The organism is Herbaspirillum frisingense (assembly GCF_047325095.1).
Classification (GTDB): Bacteria; Pseudomonadota; Gammaproteobacteria; order Burkholderiales; family Burkholderiaceae_D; genus Herbaspirillum; species Herbaspirillum frisingense.
Map to the genome: position 1 here is coordinate 3432330 of NZ_CP168558.1, position 16715 is coordinate 3449044.

Consider the following 16715-nt stretch of genomic DNA (forward strand, 5'->3'; position numbering starts at 1 on the left):
TTCGCAATCGCACTAGAAGCCAATTGCTAAATAATTTAAACCTCACCTTGTCTCCATCCCGACAAGATAATCGGCGCGCATTACACTTTGATGACAGCCGGCACCCTGTAGAATGGCGGCTCGGCGCTGCCATGCTGCGTCGCACATATTATTTTATACAATTTATCCCATTTCCCTTCCATGCCCGGCATTCTTTACCTGGTTCCCAACACACTGGGCCCCACCGAGCCTCCCGCCGACGCCAGCGTGACGCATCCGCTGGAAAGCATCATCCCGCGCCAGGTGCAGGCCATCGCAGCACGCCTGGATTATTTCGTCGCCGAGAACGCCAAGACCACGCGCGCCTTCCTGAAACTCCTGGGCAGCAGCCAAGCCCTGGCCAAGCCCATCCAGGAAATCCAGATTGCCGAGCTCAACGTCAACACACCGCCGGCCGCCCTGCCCTCGCTGCTGGCCCCCCTGCTGGAAGGCCGTGATGGTGGCCTGATCTCGGAAGCAGGCGTGCCGGCGGTGGCCGACCCCGGCGCCAACCTGGTCCGGCTGGCGCACCAGCATGGCATCCAGGTGCGCCCGCTGGTGGGCCCCTCTTCCTTGCTGCTGGCGGTCATGGCCAGTGGTCTCAATGGCCAGAGCTTCGCCTTCAACGGCTACCTGCCTACCGATGCCGAGGCGCGCGCCAAGCGCATCCGCCAGCTGGAAGATCGCGCCCGCAAGGAAAAGCAGACCCAGCTGCTGATCGAAACGCCCTATCGCAACACCGCCATGCTGGAGGCGCTGGTGCAATCCTGCCAGCCCGGCACGCTGATCTGCGTGGCCACCGACCTGTCGTTGTCCAGCGAGTCGGTACGCACGCAGACGGCCGCGCAGTGGAAGGCCGCCCTGGCTGCCGGCAAGGCACCGGACTTCCACAAGAAACCAACCGTCTTCCTGCTGCTGGCCGAATAGCGTCGCCCCAATGCGAGAGACGCGGCGCCCCAATGACTAAGGCCGGTTGTGATACACAACCGGCCTTTTTGCATGCTCCGTCCCCAGGCGTCAGCGCAGGGTGGAAAGCGGCGTCGACATCAGCGTCTTGGCAAAGCCTGCACCGAAGGCCACGCCGAATTTCTTGAGCACCCGTTCGGAGAGGTTTTCGGTCTGGGTGTAATCCACCACATCCTCGGCCTTGAGCACGTCACGGGCCACGCTATCGACCGTGCCATAGCCATCGGCCAGACCCAGCTCGATCGCCTTGGAACCGGTCCATACCAGCCCAGAGAAGGTATCCGGCGTTTCCTTCAGGCGCGCGCCACGACCCTGGCGCACCACCTCGATGAACTGCTGGTGGATCTCCTGCAGCATCGATTGCGCGTATTCACGCTGCTTCGGGCTTTGCGGGCTGAAGGGGTCGAGGAAGCTCTTGTTCTCGCCCGCGGTCAGCAGGCGGCGTTCCACGCCCAGCTTGTCCATCAGGCCGGTGAAGCCGAAGCCGTCCATGAGCACGCCCACCGAACCGATCAGGCTGGCCTTGTTGACGTAGATCTTGTCGGCCGCCGCGGCGATGTAATAGCCGCCGGAGGCGCACACTTCCTCCACCACCACGTAGATCGGCTTCTTGGGATAGGCCTTGCGCAGGCGGGTGATCTCGTCATTGATCATGCCGGCCTGTACCGGGCTGCCGCCGGGGCTGTTGATCTTGAGGATCACGCCGACCGAGTCGGAGGCGGCAAAGGCCTTGTCCAGCGCCGGGATCACCACCCCTGCCGAGCCCTGCCCTTCGGAATCGATGGCGCCCTTGATCTCGACCAAGGCGGTATGGGTGCCCAGCGGCTCGCTCTCGGTCTTGTTATAGGTGAAGGCCAGCCAGGCCCCCAGCACGATCACCACCAGGATGGCGATGCGGAAGAAGATGCCCCAGCGGCGCCGGGCGCGCTGTTCCTTGACGGCGAACAGGGCCAGTTTTTCCAGTACGTCGCGCTCCCAGCCGCTCTTCTTGTCCTCGCGCACGCTGGCGGGGATGGAGGGCGATGGTGGCGATGGCGGCGTTTGTGGAGGGACTGGCGGCTTGTCTTGCTGGTTTTCAGATTCGTTGTTGCTCATAGGCTCACTCTAAGCAGCGCAGCAGCCTGCGCCGGTTTCCCCGAAGCTCATGCCTCGACGGGCTTGACGATGTCGTCCGGACGCCAGTAGACCTGGCCGTCGCGTTCCACCGCCATGATCTTACGCAAGTGGGCGCCGGTACAAGGACCGCCCTCGCATTTTCCGGTATCGGGCGCGTAAACGGCGCCATGTGTTGCACACATGAGATACAGACCGCTGGATTCGAAGAACTCGCCCTCGGCCCAGTCCAGTTCGATGGGGACATGGGCGCAGCGGTTCAGGTAGCCATAGACCACCCCGCCATAGCGCACCACGAAACCGGTGGTCTCGTCGCCATGCACCTGCACCGGGAAGCGCTTGCCCAGGCCGCCTTCGGCCAGATCGCCGGAAGCGCAGATGAGGATGTCGCCGGAAGCGTTCACGTAGCCGTCCTCAGGCCTGCTCATTGAGCCACTGGTGCAGCTCGCGGATGGAGCGCGCCGAATACAGCGGCGAGAGCGTCTGCAACTGCTGTGGCGGATGCGCGCCGAACTCCACCGCCACGCCCGCGGCGCCGGCGTTGATGGCCATCTGCAGGTCGTGGGTGGTGTCGCCGATCATCAGGGTGCGGTGCATGTCCTGGCCCAGCTCGCGGGTCAGCTCCTGCAACATGGCCGGATGCGGCTTGGAGAAGGTCTCGTCGGCGCAGCGGGTGGCGTCGAACATGGACAGCAGGCCGGTGGTGTTCATGGCCCGGTTCAGCCCGACCCGGCTCTTGCCGGTGGCCACTGCCAGGAAATAGCCCTGCTGCGACAGGTCGGTCAGCATTTCGGGCACGCCCTCGAAGAGCGTGAGGTCCTTGTCCTGGCCCAGGTAATGGTGGCGGTAACGCTCCACGATGCGCGGATAGTACTTGGGGTCGACATCGGGAATGGCGGCCTGCATCGCGTCCTGCAGGCCCAGGCCGATCACGTAGGAAGCTGCACTCTTGTCGGGAATCGGCAGGCCCAGGTCACGCGCTGCGGCCTGGATGCAGCGCACGATGGTGGACGTGCTGTCCATCAGGGTGCCATCCCAGTCGAAGACGATCAGGTCGAATTGCTTTCTTGCCATGTCTGATGCTCTTTCTGCGGGCATGTCCGCCGCCGGCTTGCCAGCGCGACAAGGCAGCAGCGAAACATGCGATTTTGTTAATGCCGGGCAGAAAGTATCATATCCCGGCCGACTACGTGCACTGTCCTTCAGTCCTCCGCGCCAGCCAGCATGTTGTAGGGCAGGAGATCGCCCTCGGCCCCGCCTTCCAGGCTGCGCAGGAATTTTGCGCATTCATCGGGCAGGCCGGCCTTCAGGGTGACGGTCTGGCCGGTTTCCGGATGCAGGAAGCTGATGCGCCAGGCATGCAGGAACATGCGCTTGAAAGCGATACGCTTGCCATCGGCCTTCTGCAGCGCCTTGTTCAAGGGGAAGTCGCCGTACTTGTCGTCGCCGACGATGGGAAAACCGCTGGAAGACAGGTGCACCCGGATCTGATGGGTGCGACCGGTCTTCAGTTCAGCTTCCAGCAGGACAAATTCACCGAAGCGACGCAAGAGCGAGAACACCGTATGGGACGGCTGGCCATCGGCCTGCACCCGCACCCGGCGCTCACCGTCAGGCGTGCTGTACTTGAACAGCGGCAACTTCACGTGCTGGCGGGCATTCTTCCAGTCGCCCTGGACCAGGGTCAGGTAGCGCTTGTCGGTCTGGCCCTCGCGCATCTGTTCATGCAGGTTGGTCAGCGCCGAACGCTTCTTGGCGATCAGCAGCACGCCCGAGGTGTCACGGTCCAGCCGGTGCACCAGCTCCAGGAACTTGGCCTGGGGCCGTGCCGCCCGCAACTGCTCGATGACACCGTAGCTCACGCCGGACCCGCCATGCACGGCCACACCGGCCGGCTTGTCGATGACCAGCATGTGGCTGTCTTCCAGCAGGATGCGGAATTCCGCTCCCGGGACTACAGTTTCTTGCTTCTCTGCAACTCGTATTGGCGGCACACGCACGACATCGCCCTCGACCAGGCGATAGGTCTGGTCGATACGGCCCTTGTTGACGCGCACCTCGCCCGAACGCAGGACACGATAGATATGGCTCTTGGGAACGCCTTTGCAAACCCGCAGCAGGAAATTGTCAATCCGCTGGCCCGCCTCTTCGTCGGAAATGGTCAGCAACTGCACCTGAGGGACGCTCTGCGAGGCTGTTGCGTTCCGGGAGGCCGGCGCCGCATCGGCGCTTTCAGAAGCCCCCCTAGAAAATCTCGCTAAGTCCTTCATTTTGAATATATAATCGATTGACGCCGATCAAAAAACGGCGTTAGTAGAATAAAAAAGGAACATTCTACACAAGAGGAGTCTTCGTCAGCCTCGCTCATTTGCAAAATTGACGAAGGGGGCCCCGAAAACCACGACGCGCGGCATCGCAGACGCAATAAAAGCGCTGCAACGGTTGACAATACAGCCGATCATGTCGCTTGCCTGGTCCACGTAAAGGCCTCGAAACGAGTACGCACCTTCCCTTTGCGAGTCCAGTTTGCACCGCAGTTGCAATCGGACAGCGCACTTGGAAGTGGAACAGATTTGTTTGGATCATCAGGATAAAAGTCTGGCAAGACTCGCATCCGGTGACCCGACCCAGGACAGCAGTGCACAGCCCCCCGGCGACCAGCAGCGCAAGCATGGCAGGCTCATCAGCCCGCCCCCTTGCAGCGCATCGCTCGGGCCATGCCGCAATTCGGGCCGGGCCATCGCGAAGCTTGCCGGTTGATGCAGTAGAACCCGATCGCCGTCGCCAACCTCACTATGTTACGTTTGGCTCCACAGACCAGCTTACCGTCCGCAGTTGCCTGCGCGACCGCCTATGGCGGAGCGCGCGGCGCGGATACGGTGCTGCCCGGCGTCCCGGTCCACTGCATCCGCGCCCCCTTGTGCTGGAGCGCCCGCTAAGGCGCACTCACACAATCAAGGCAATTCCCTCCCCAATCACTTCGTTCTCGCGTACATCCCCTGTACTTTTGGCCCGCTACCACATACGGACGGGCCATTTGAAGGATCTTCGGATCCCGGAGTGAAAACATGAAACGTATGTTGTTCAACGCAACGCAGCAGGAAGAACTGCGCGTAGCGATCGTTGACGGTCAGAAGCTGATCGACATCGACATCGAAACCACCGGACGCGAGCAGCGCAAGTCCAACATCTACAAGGGCGTGATCACCCGCATCGAGCCCTCGCTGGAAGCCTGCTTCGTCAACTACGGCGAGGAACGCCACGGCTTCCTGCCCTTCAAGGAAGTGGCCCGTTCCTACTTCAAGGAAGGCATCGACGTCCGTAACGCCAGCATCAAGGAAGCGCTGCGCGAAGGCCAGGAAATCATCGTCCAGGTCGAAAAGGAAGAGCGCGGCAACAAGGGCGCGGCCCTGACCTCCTTCATCTCGCTGGCCGGCCGCTACCTGGTCCTGATGCCCAACAACCCGCGTGGTGGTGGCGTCTCCCGCCGCGTCGAAGGCGAAGACCGCCAGGAACTGCGCGAAACCATGGACAAGCTGGACCTGCCCAACGGCATGTCCGTCATCGCCCGCACCGCCGGCATCGGCCGCAACGTCGATGAACTGCAGTGGGACCTGAACTACCTGATGCAACTGTGGCGCGCCATCGAAGGCGCCGGCCAGTCCGCCTCGGGCGCCTTCCTGATCTACCAGGAATCGTCACTGGTCATCCGCGCCATCCGCGACTACTTCCAGCCCGACATCGGCGAAATCCTGATCGACACCGACGACATCCACGACCAGGCCCAGCAGTTCATGGCCCACGTGATGCCGGACATGGTCCACCGCGTCAAGCGCTACCGCGACGACGTGCCGCTGTTCTCCCGCTTCCAGATCGAACACCAGATCGAGACCGCCTACTCGCGTACGGTCCCGCTGCCGTCCGGCGGCGCCATCGTGATCGACCACACCGAAGCCCTGGTGTCGGTGGACGTGAACTCGGCGCGCGCCACCCGTGGCAGCGACATCGAGACCACCGCCTTCAACACCAACCTCGAAGCGGCTGATGAAGTGGCCCGCCAGTTGCGCCTGCGCGACCTGGGTGGCCTGATCGTGATCGACTTCATCGACATGGAGAATTCCAAGAACCAGCGCGAAGTCGAAGGTCGCCTGAAAGACGCCCTGCACCACGACCGTGCCCGCGTCCAGATGGGCAAGATCTCCCGCTTTGGCCTGATGGAACTGTCGCGCCAGCGCCTGCGCCCGTCGCTGTCCGAAGGCAGCCACGTGACCTGCCCGCGCTGCAACGGCACCGGCCACATCCGCGATACCGAATCCTCCGCCCTGCAGGTGCTGCGCATCATCCAGGAAGAGGCGATGAAGGAAAACTCGGCCGCCATCCATGTGCAGGCGCCGGTGGACGTCGCCGCCTTCCTGTTGAACGAGAAGCGCGGTGAAATCCTGAAGATCGAGACGCGTCATCGCGTCACGGTCATCATGATCCCCAACAAGCACCTGGAAACGCCGCACTACAAGATGGAACGGATCAAGCACGACGATCCGCGCCTGGACGACGCCCAAGCCAGCTACAACATGGCTGAGCAGGCCGATACCGACATCGGCTACAGCAAGCGCCAGAAGGAAGAAGTGCGTCCGCGCCAGGAAGCGGTGGTCAAGGGCATCACCCCTGACCAGCCGGCCCCCATCGTCGAACGCAAGGCCCCGGAACCGGTGGCTGCCCCCGTACCGCCGCCGACCCTGGCACCGGAATCGGGCCTGCTGGGCAAGATCTTCGCCTTCTTCCGCAAGAAGCCCGTGGCCCCGGTGGAAGCACCGGCCCCGGTCGAAGCCAAGGCCCCTGCCAAGCGTGAAGGCGACCGCAATGGCCGTGGCGGCGACCGCAACGGTCGTGGCCGCAATCGCAATGAACGCAATGACCGTGGTGATCGTGCCGAACGTGGCGAACGCAACGCCAATGGCGAACAGCGCAATGCCCGTGGCGCCGCTGCCGTCGAGGTAAAGGCGGGAGAACTGGCCGATGCCAAGCAGGCGCGTCCGCCGCGTGGCCCGCGCGAGCCCAAGGAAGCGCGTGAACCACGCGAAGGCCGTGAGCCGCGTGAAGGTCGCGAGGGCCGTGAAGTCCAGGTCCGCGAAGGCCAGGAACCCAAGGAAGCCCGTCGCAACGAGCCCCGTGAGCCACGCGAACCGCGTGAAGGTCGCGAAGGTCGTGAACCCCGCGAACCGCGTCAACCGCGTGAACCTCGCGCCCCCCGTGGCGACCGCAAGGAAGCCCGCAGCGAGGAAGGTCTGCCGCTGGAAGCCGCTCTGGCAGCCGGCGCTGCAACCGCCGGCGTGGCCGTGGCCGCTGGTGCCGTAGCCCTGTCCAATGACGAGCAGGCTGCGCAACTGGATCTGGCGCAAGTTGAACGTGGCGAAGGTGGCGAAGGCGTCGAAGCCTCGGAAAACGCCGAAGGCGGCACCGAACCGCGCCGTCGCCGTCGTCGTGGCGGTCGCAACCGTCATCGTCGCGAACGTGACGAGAACGGCAACCTGATCGAAAACGCCGATGCCGATGCGGCTGAAGCTGGCGAAGCCGGTGAACGCAGCGAAAACGGCGAAGCCGTGACCGCAGCAGCCCCTGCAGCCCCCGCAGCACCGGTGGAAGTCGCCCAGGCCGCCGTGGCCCAGGCTTCCTTCGCAGCCTCGCCGGTTCCGGCGCAAGCTGCTGAAGCAGCCGACGTGTCCGCGCCTGCTGCCCTCCATACCGAAGCCGTCGCCGTGGAAAGCGGCGTGAACTCGGTGGAAGCCGTGGCTGCCGCCGCTGCCGAAGCGACCGAAGCCGTGTTCTCGCAACAGCAGGCCATCGAACCGCCGGCGCCGTCCATCGACGCCAGCTTCGCCCCGGCACCGAGCTTTGAACCTGCCCCGGCGCCAGTGCAAGCCCCTGTCGCCGCCCCGGCGGCATCGGAAGCACCGGTCCAGGTCGAGGTCGTGCAGCAAGCCGCGCCGGCAGCCAGCCTGCCGCAGCAGATCAGCCTGCTGGATGCGGTCGAAGCCAATCCGGCCCCGGCTCCTGTGGAAGTGGCTGCACCTGCAGCAACTGCAGCAACTGCGGCACCTGCCGCACCTGCAGCACATGCCGGCAATGGCGCCCAGCCGGAGTCGCTGCAGCAGATGCTGTCGCAAGCCGGCCTGACGCTGGCCACGACCGATCCGGTCAAGCTGCGTGCAGCGCAGGAAGCGGCCGCCGCCTTCGTGCCGGCACCGCGTGTACCGCGCGAGCGCAAGCCGCTGCCGCCGCAGTCCAGCGAACCGCTGGTCCAGGTGGAAACGCGTCGCTGATCGCCAGGGTGCAAGCGCACCGGTGATCACCAGGAAAAAGGGAGCTTCGGCTCCCTTTTTTCTTGTCCGCGCTCTTGCCTGCTCGCCTGCCTGTACGCCGGCCTGCTGTTTTCGCCAATTTTCCTGGCCAGTCTGTCGCCGCAGCCCGGCAACTATCGCTCTCGCGCCTCTTGTCATCCGCCGCTTGTCCCCTATCTGGTGACAGTTGGCCCGCCCTGGCAGCGATACAGTGCCGGCCGCGCAGCGCTGCGGTCCAGCTGCGGATATCCCAAGTCCAGATCCGGCGCGGCATTGCGCTCAATACCTGCACTTGCGGCATACTGAATATGCATGAACCGACCGCAACGTCGCAGCGCTAGCCGTGCTATCTTTACACACCCATTTTTGCCAGCCCGTATGAACAAGCGCGTCATTCCCATCCTCGATCACCGGCAAGCGCCGTCGGCCAGTACGGCAGGCGTGATTGCGCCCGTGGCGGTGGTGCCGACCGGCTGGCTGACCGATTCCCTGGGCCGCCCCCTGCACGACCTGCGCATCTCGGTCACCGACCGCTGCAATTTTCGCTGCGTCTACTGCATGCCCAAGGATGTCTTTGACAAGCAATACCAGTTCCTGCCGCACTCCGACCTGCTGACCTTCGAAGAGCTGACCCGCGTGGCCGCCCAGTTCGTGGCGCATGGCGTGCGCAAGATCCGCCTTACCGGCGGCGAACCGCTGCTGCGCAAGAACATCGAGACCCTGATCGCCATGCTGGCCGCCTTGCGCACGCCCGATGGCGAGCCGGTGGATCTCACCCTGACCACCAATGGCACCCTGCTCAAGCAGAAGGCGCAGGCGCTCAAGGCTGCCGGCCTGCGGCGCGTGACGGTCTCGCTGGATTCGCTGGATGACGAGAGCTTCCGCCGCATGAACGATGTCGACTTCCCGGTGGCACGCGTGCTGGAAGGCATTGATGCCGCCCACGCCGCCGGCCTGGGTCCGGTCAAGATCAACATGGTGGTCAAGAAAGGCGTCAACGACGACCAGATCCTGCCGATGGCGCGCCACTTCAAGGGGACGCCGGCCATCCTGCGCTTCATCGAATACATGGACGTGGGCAGTTCGAACGGCTGGCGCATGGACGAGGTACTGCCCTCCAGCGAAGTGGTGCGGCGCATCTCGGCCGAGATGCCGCTCCAGGTGGCCGACCCCAACTACACCGGCGAGACCGCCGAGCGCTGGCGCTATGTCGATGGCAGCGGCGAGATCGGTGTCATCTCCAGCGTGACCCAGGCCTTCTGCCAGGATTGCTCGCGCGCCCGGCTCTCTACCGAGGGCAAGGTCTACACCTGCCTGTTCGCCAGCGAAGGCCACGATCTGCGCAGCCTCCTGCGCAATGGAGCCAGCGACGCCGAGATGGCCGGCGCCATCGCCGCATTGTGGGGCCAACGGGGCGACCGCTATTCCGAATTGCGCAGCGCCATGCAAGCCGCCCCGGCACGCAAGGTCGAGATGTCCTATATCGGCGGCTAGCTATTCAGTTCCGCCTCCCGCCGCCCTGCCCCCAGTCCTCACCCGCCATGGCCTCCTCCACCGCCAACACCCTGAGCGCCAGCCACATCACCGGCCTGGTACTGGCCGGCGGGCGCGGCACGCGCATGGGCGGGGTGGACAAGGGCCTGCAACCGCTGCATGGCAAGCCACTGGTCCAGCACGTGCTGGAGCGGCTGGCGCCGCAGGTCGGCACCCTGGCCGTCAATGCCAACCGCTCGCAACTGCATTACGCCAGCTTCGGCTATCCGGTCTGGAGCGATCTGCAAGCCGGCTTCCCCGGCCCGCTGGCGGGCCTGCAGAGTGGTCTGGCCCACTGCACCACCCCCTGGCTGGCCTGCGCCCCCTGCGATGCACCGCTGATCCCCTATGACCTGATGGCGCACCTGGCCGATGCCATTGCCGAGGCCGGTGCCGAAGCCGCCATCGCCGTCACCACCGGCGCGCAGGGCCGGCAGCGCCATCCGGTCTGCGCCCTGCTCTCCAGGAGCACCCGCGACGCCCTGGACGCCTTCCTGGCCACGGGTGAACGCAAGATGGACCGCTGGTTCGCCACCCTCCATTGCGTGGAAGTGGAATTCCCCGAAGAACACGCCTTCAGCAACATCAACACCGCGCCGGAGTTGCAACGGCTCGAAGAAGAACAATGACCCATCCTTCCCTGAACGACATCGTCAGCTGCATCAGCGGCTATGACCCCCACGCCATGACCGTGGCCCGTGCCCAGGCCGTGATCCAGGACTTCATCACCCCCATCGAGACGGTGGAAAAGCTGGCCATCCGCAGCGCGCTCTCGCGGGTGCTGGCACAGGACATCATCTCCCGCATCGATGTGCCGGCCCACGACAACTCGGCTATGGATGGCTACGCCCTGCGCGGCGAAGACATCGCCGACGGCCAGGCGCAGCGCCTGCAGATCGTCGGCGCGGTCCATGCCGGCCAGCGCTTCGAAGGCAGCGTGCAACGCGGCCAGTGCGTGCGCATCATGACCGGCGCTCCCATGCCGGCCGGATGCGACACCGTCATCCCGCAGGAACTGACCACCGACGCCGACGACCAGGGCGTGACCCTGCCGGCCGGGCGCGTACGGCCCGGTGACAACCGCCGCCTGCGCGGCGAAGACCTGATGCAAGGCAGCGTGGCGCTGCCGAGCGGGCGTATCCTGCGGCCCTCCGACATCGGCCTGCTGGCCTCGCTGGGCATCGCCGAGGTTCCGGTGCAGCGCCGCCTGCGCGTGGCCTTCTTCTCCACCGGCGACGAACTGCGCTCGGTGGGCGAGCCGCTGGACGCAGGCTGCGTCTATGACTCCAACCGCTACACCCTGCACGGCATGCTGACCCGCCTGGGTTGCGAGGTGCTGGACATGGGTGTGGTGCCGGACGATCCGGTGGCGCTGGAGGCAGCCTTTCGCAGTGCCTGTGAAGAGGCCGACGCCGTCATCACCTCCGGTGGCGTGTCGGTGGGTGCCGCCGACTACACCAGGCAGATCATGGCCAGCCTGGGTGAAATGACGTTCTGGAAGATCGCCATGCGTCCCGGCCGGCCGCTGGCCTTTGGCCGCATCAGCTCGCGTGGGCGCGATGCCTACCTGTTCGGCCTGCCCGGCAACCCGGTGGCGGTGACCGTCAGTTTTTCCTTCTTCGTGCGCGACGCCCTGCTGCGGCTGGCCGGTGCCGAGTCCCGGCCCTTGCCACGCCTGCGGGTGACGACCGCCACGCCCATCCGCAAGAAAGCCGGTCGCACCGAATACCAGCGCGGCATCCTGGCACCCGACGCCGATGGCCGCTGGAGCGTGCGCCTGACCGGCATGCAGGGCTCGGGCATCCTGCGCTCGATGTCGGACGCCAACTGCATCCTCGAACTGGAGCATGAGCGCGGCGACGTGGCTGCCGGCGAAGAGGTCTCGGTGGTGCTGTTCGACGGGCTGGTCTGAAACCGCCCCGGCATGAAAAAAGCGCGGCCAAGGCCGTAATGCCGTTCAGTTAAGCTTGTTACCAGCTCGAAAGCTCGCTCAGACTTTGTTTGCACCACCGCTGACCGTTCGTCCTGAGTAGCGGCGTAGCCGCGTATCGAAGGCGCGCCACAAGCTGAGCAGCGCCCCTTCGACAGGCTCAGGACAGGCTTCGATACGGCCCTAAAGGGCCTACTCAGTCCGAACGGTTTCAGATGGCTTGAAGAGAACCAAGCAAAATCGCCGCGCCAAGGTCATCTGGCGCGGCGATTTTTTCTTAACTGAACGGCATTACGGCCTTGGCAGCGCTTTTTTCGTTTTCTGGCCGAAGCATCAGCCGCTCAGACCGCCTCGTCCGTATCGCCCAGGTCCAGCTCTGCCGTCCCCAGCAGCTTCTGCGCACTTTCCGCCGGCAGCGCCTCCACCGACTTGAGCTTGCGGTTCATCTGGCGCGTACGGGTCTCGGCCTGATCGATATTGCGGGCAGCGCGTTCCAGCGCCGCCTTGGTCGAGGCCAGCACTTCGCCGAACTTGCCGAACTCGGTCTTGACCGCGCCCAGCACCTGCCACACTTCGGAGGACCGCTTCTCCAGCGCCAGCGTGCGGAAGCCCATCTGCAGGCTGTTCAACAGTGCCGACAGCGTCGACGGCCCGGCGATGGTCACCCGGCAGGTACGCTGCAGATCGTCGGACAGGCCCGGTCGGCGCATCACCTCGGCATACAGGCCTTCGGTGGGCAGGAACAGGATCGCGAAATCGGTCGTCAGCGGGGGCGAGAGGTATTTCTCGGCGATGGTCTTGGCCTCGTTGCGCACGGCGCGCTCCAGCTCCTTGCCGGCGCTGGCCACGCCATCGGCGTCGGCACGCTCGGCCGCATCGACCAGGCGTTCGTACTGTTCCTTGGGGAATTTGGCGTCGATGGGCATCCACACCGGCTCGCCCTCTTCCTTCGCTCCCGGCAGGCGGATGGCGAATTCCACGCGCTCGCCGGTGCCGCGCACGGTCTCGACGTTCTTGGCGTACTGCTCGGGCGTGAGCATCTGTTCCAGCAGGATTTCCAGCTGCACTTCACCCCAGGTGCCACGGGTCTTGACGTTGGTCAGCACGCGCTTGAGATCGCCCACACCGGTGGCCAGCTGCTGCATCTCGCCCAGGCCCTGATGCACCTTGTCCAGGCGGTCCGAGACCAGCTTGAAGGATTCACCCAGGCGCTGCTCCAGCGTAGCGTGCAGCTTCTCGTCCACGGTCTTGCGCATCTCTTCCAGCTTGAGCGCGTTGTCGTTCTGCAGATCCTTGATGCGGGCTTCCAGCGTGGCCCGCACTTCGCCCATGCGTTGGGCATTGGATTCGGTCAGTGCCGACAGTTGCTGGTTCAGGGTATCGCCGAAGCGCTTGAGCGAAACCGCCTGCTCTTCGCGGTTGACCTGTGCCTGCAGCGTCATGGACTGGCGCATGCTGTCCAGTTGCTGGGCGTTGGTTTCGTTCAGTTTCACCAGTTGCCGTGCGAAGCCGTCGATCTGCTGGTTCTGCAGGCCGGCCACGCTGGACATCTGCGTGGCCAAGGTCTGCTGCAACTGGGCAAAGTTGCTGCCCAGTTCCTGGCGCGTGCTCTGGGCGCTGGCCTGGACCTGGCTGCGCAATTCGCGCTCGATGCGCTCGCCGGTGTCCTGCTGGTGGCGTTGCAGCTCCTGCTGCAGCTGCAACAGCATGTCCTCGATGGCAGCACCCGGATCGTCGCGCGAGCCGCCACGCAGCAGCACCAGTACCTGCAAGACGATGCCCACCACCACCAGGCCGGCCAGGATCATTTCGAATGTGTTCATGGAATGCAATTACTCGGGCTTGTTGCGCATCCAGTCGGCGGTCTGATAGAGCGCCGTCAGCAGGCGTTTCATCAGCTCGTCGGGCAGGCCCACGTCCTGCATGGCCCAGGTCATGCAGCGCAGCCACTGGTCGCGCTCGGAGATGCCGATGGGGAAAGGCAGGTGACGTGCGCGCAGGCGCGGATGGCCGAACTTTTCCATGTACAGGCTGGGACCGCCGGTCCAGCCGGAGAGGAACATGTAGGTCTTCTCGCGCGAGCCCTCCAGCGAAGGCGGATGCAGCGCGCGAATGCCGGCGAACTCCGGCTCCAGGTCCATCAGGTCGTAGAAACGGTCGACCATCTCGCGCAGTTTTTCAGCGCCGCCGATGAGTTCGAACGTGGTGGGTTGGTTGGGATCTTCGATTTGCATAAGACCGCCATGATACCGCAGCCGCCCTGCCATCGTCGGGCCGGCCGGCTGCGATCTGCAGGGCGTTTGACCTGCCTCGGCTCAGGCTTCGCGCAAGGTCTGCAGGGGCGGACGACGCAGCACGTGACGCAGTCCAGCCCAGCCGCCCAACGCCGAGCAGGCAGCGCCCAAGCCCATGCCGGCCACCCACACCAGCGGGCTGAAGCTCCAGTCGAAATTGAAGACATAATGCGCCAGCGCCCAGCCGATGCCGGCCGCACCGCTGGCCGCCAGCAATCCCGCCAGCGAACCCACCAGCAGCACTTCGATGCGCTGCGCCCGCGACAGCTCCTGGCGCGTGGCGCCCAGGGCGCGCAACAGGCCGGCCTCGCGCACCCGCTCGTCCTGCGAACCGGCCAGGGCCGCATACAGCACCAGCACGCCCGAGCAGAGCGTGAAGAGGAACAGGAACTCCACCGCCGAAATCACCTGCCCCACCACCTCCTGGATCTGGCGCAGCACGCTGCCGATATCGACCACGGTGAGATTGGGGAAGTCGCGCGTCAGGCGATTGCCCAGGGCTTCCTGCTGCGGATCCAGATGCACCGCCGTGATCCAGCTCTGCGGGGTATCGCGCATCAGGGTCGGGTTCAGGATCACGAAGAAATTGACCCGCAAGGAACCCCACTCCAGCTTGCGCAGGCTGGTCACCGGCGCCTCCACCAACTGGCCGGCGATGTCGAATTGCAGGCGATCACCCAACTGGATGCCCAGGGTCTGCGCCAGGCCGCGCTCCACCGAGGCCTCCGGCTGGCGATCGTCGTACCAGCGGCCGGCGACGATGCCGTTGCCGGGCGGGATCTCGGCCATGGTGGAGAGGTTGAATTCACGATCGACCAGGCGCTTGGCGCGATCTTCCTGGTAATCCGCCGGGTTGACCGGGCGTCCGTTGATCTGCACCAGGCGGCCGCGGATCATCGGATACAGGGCGGCGTCCTTCACCCCGCCTTGCTGCAGCACCTGCTGCACCGCCTGGCGCTGGTCGGGCTGGATGTTGATGATGAAACGATTGGGCGCATCCGCCGGGGTGGCCTGGCGCCAGGCACCTACCAGGTCGCCACGGATGACGGTCAGCAGCAGCAGCGCCATCAGGCCCAGCCCGAGCGCCACCACCTGCATCACGGCGGCTGCCGGTCGACGCTGCAGGCCGTCGATGGCAAAGCGCCAGCTCTGGCGATCCACCAGGCCGCGCATGGATCGTAGCGCCCGCAGGCACAGCCAGGCCACCAGCGCGAACAGGCCGAAGCCACCGAGGAAGCCGGCAATGGTCAGCAAGCCCAGCTTGAGGTCACCGGCCTGCCACAACAGCAAGCCCGAAAAGACCAGCGTCCCCAACACATAGGTGAGCACCGTCATCGCCTGCGGTGCGCCCTGGTCGCGCCGGATCACCCGGTTATGCGGCACATTGCGCAGCTGCAGGATGGGCGGCAGCGCAAAGCCGACCAGCAACAGCAGGCCGGTGGCCACGCCCTGCACCGCCGGCGCCCAGCCCGGCGCCGGCAAGGCGGTCGGCATGAAGCTGCCCAGCCACTGCAGCAGCGCAAAATGCGCGGCAAAGCCGACCAGCATGCCAATCACGCTGGCGGCCAGACCGATGACGATGAATTCGGTCAGGTACAGCCGCGTCACCTGCGCCTGGGTCATGCCGAAACAACGCAGCATGGCGCAGGCATCCAGATGGCGCAGCATGAAGCGGCGCGCCGCCATGGCCACCGCCAGCGCCGCCAGCATGGCCGAGAGCAGGCCCACCAGCGAGAGGAACTGTTCGGCCCGGTCCAGCGTGGCGCGCATCTCGGGACGACCGTTTTCCAATGACTCCAGGCGCACGCCGCGCAGCTTGTCGGCGTCGATCTGGCGCTCGATCTGCTTCTGGTAGCGCTGGACCTCCCCGGCCGGGCCGGCGATCAGCAGCCGGTAGGTCACCCGTGAGCCGAGCTGCACCAGATGGGTGGCGGCCAGATCGGCTTGGCCCAGCATCACGCGGGGGGCGAAGTTGACGAAGGCACTGCCGCGGTCCGGTTCCACCGATATGATGGCGGCGATCTTCAGCGGCAAGTCGCCCAGCTTGATGGTATCGCCCAGCTTCACGTCCAGTTGCGACAGGATCTGCGGGTCCACCCACACCGTCCCCGGCTGTGGAATGCCTTCGGCCGGCCGGTCGCTGCCATCGGCGGCGCGCAGCCTGAGCTGGCCGCGCAGCGGATAGCCCGGCGTGACGGCCTTGATGGACGAGAGGACCGAACGTGCCGCATCGCCCTCGCCCGCCAGCGCCATGCTGGGAAAGACCTGGGTCTGGGCCTGCAACAGCCCCTGCTGGCCGGCCTGTTGCACCCATTGCGGCGGCAAGGGCTGGTCGGCCGCCACCAGCAGGTCGGCCCCCAGCAACTGGTGGGCGTCACGCACCATGCCGGCCCGCATGCGGTCAACGAAGAAACCCACCGACGACAGGGCCGCCACCGCCACGATCAGGGCGATCAACAGGAAGCGGAGTTCACCGGTACGCCAGTCGCGCAGGGTCATGCGCAATGCTTGTTGGAACATTCA

General features: G+C 65.2%; 12 protein-coding genes. 5 read left to right on the forward strand and 7 right to left on the reverse strand.

Going from position 1 to position 16715, the window contains the following annotated elements; genetic code table 11:
* Positions 1–180 precede the first annotated feature (180 nt).
* The gene (locus ACEOAC_RS15825; RefSeq protein WP_077238534.1) at positions 181–945 is read left to right on the forward strand and encodes an SAM-dependent methyltransferase; all 765 of its coding nucleotides are present in this window, start codon (positions 181–183) and stop codon (positions 943–945) included.
* A gap of 90 nt (positions 946–1035) precedes the next feature.
* Here the strand turns inward: ACEOAC_RS15825 and ACEOAC_RS15830 are convergent, their stop codons facing one another.
* The 4 genes from ACEOAC_RS15830 to ACEOAC_RS15845 all read right to left on the reverse strand — a co-directional run bounded on the left by ACEOAC_RS15830 (position 1036) and on the right by ACEOAC_RS15845 (position 4367).
* A complete protein-coding gene (locus tag ACEOAC_RS15830; protein ID WP_006463541.1) occupies positions 1036–2079 on the reverse strand; it encodes a S49 family peptidase in 1044 nt (347 codons plus the stop codon).
* Positions 2080–2126: 47 nt separating this feature from the next.
* Positions 2127–2525, reverse strand: coding sequence for a Rieske (2Fe-2S) protein (locus tag ACEOAC_RS15835; protein ID WP_006463542.1), 399 nt, complete (start codon positions 2523–2525; stop codon positions 2127–2129).
* Positions 2512–3171, reverse strand: coding sequence for an HAD-IIIA family hydrolase (locus ACEOAC_RS15840; protein ID WP_006463543.1), 660 nt, complete (start codon positions 3169–3171; stop codon positions 2512–2514). Before ACEOAC_RS15840 ends, ACEOAC_RS15835 begins: the two co-directional genes overlap by 14 nt.
* Positions 3172–3299: 128 nt before the next feature.
* Positions 3300–4367 (reverse strand): RluA family pseudouridine synthase, encoded by a 1068-nt coding sequence (locus ACEOAC_RS15845; RefSeq protein ID WP_413444064.1) that lies wholly within the window; start codon positions 4365–4367, stop codon positions 3300–3302.
* 798 nt (positions 4368–5165) lie between these two features.
* Between ACEOAC_RS15845 and ACEOAC_RS15850 the strand changes: the two genes are divergently transcribed.
* The 4 genes from ACEOAC_RS15850 (at position 5166) to glp (ending at position 11880) form a co-directional block, all read left to right on the forward strand.
* A complete protein-coding gene (locus tag ACEOAC_RS15850; protein ID WP_413628441.1) occupies positions 5166–8417 on the forward strand; it encodes an Rne/Rng family ribonuclease in 3252 nt (1083 codons plus the stop codon).
* 396 nt (positions 8418–8813) lie between these two features.
* Complete coding sequence (gene moaA, locus ACEOAC_RS15855) at positions 8814–9929, forward strand: GTP 3',8-cyclase MoaA (RefSeq protein WP_241813759.1); 1116 nt, start codon at positions 8814–8816, stop codon at positions 9927–9929.
* A 47-nt stretch (positions 9930–9976) separates the two neighbouring features.
* Positions 9977–10597: a molybdenum cofactor guanylyltransferase MobA gene (mobA, locus tag ACEOAC_RS15860; RefSeq protein WP_077238528.1), complete on the forward strand. Its 621-nt coding sequence runs from the start codon at positions 9977–9979 to the stop codon at positions 10595–10597.
* Positions 10594–11880 (forward strand): gephyrin-like molybdotransferase Glp, encoded by a 1287-nt coding sequence (glp, locus tag ACEOAC_RS15865; RefSeq protein WP_413628442.1) that lies wholly within the window; start codon positions 10594–10596, stop codon positions 11878–11880. The genes mobA and glp overlap by 4 nt, the downstream gene beginning before the upstream one ends.
* Positions 11881–12239: 359 nt before the next feature.
* On the opposite strand, the gene rmuC is transcribed toward glp, so the two are convergent.
* The 3 genes from rmuC to ACEOAC_RS15880 form a co-directional block, all read right to left on the reverse strand.
* Positions 12240–13721, reverse strand: a complete 1482-nt coding sequence (gene rmuC / locus ACEOAC_RS15870; RefSeq protein WP_254427102.1) for a DNA recombination protein RmuC — start codon at positions 13719–13721, stop codon at positions 12240–12242.
* Positions 13722–13730: 9 nt separating this feature from the next.
* Complete coding sequence (locus tag ACEOAC_RS15875; RefSeq protein ID WP_006463550.1) at positions 13731–14132, reverse strand: group II truncated hemoglobin; 402 nt, start codon at positions 14130–14132, stop codon at positions 13731–13733.
* An 81-nt stretch (positions 14133–14213) separates the two neighbouring features.
* Entirely contained in the window at positions 14214–16712 is a 2499-nt protein-coding gene (locus ACEOAC_RS15880; RefSeq protein WP_413628443.1) for an ABC transporter permease, read from the reverse strand.
* Positions 16713–16715 lie beyond the last annotated feature (3 nt).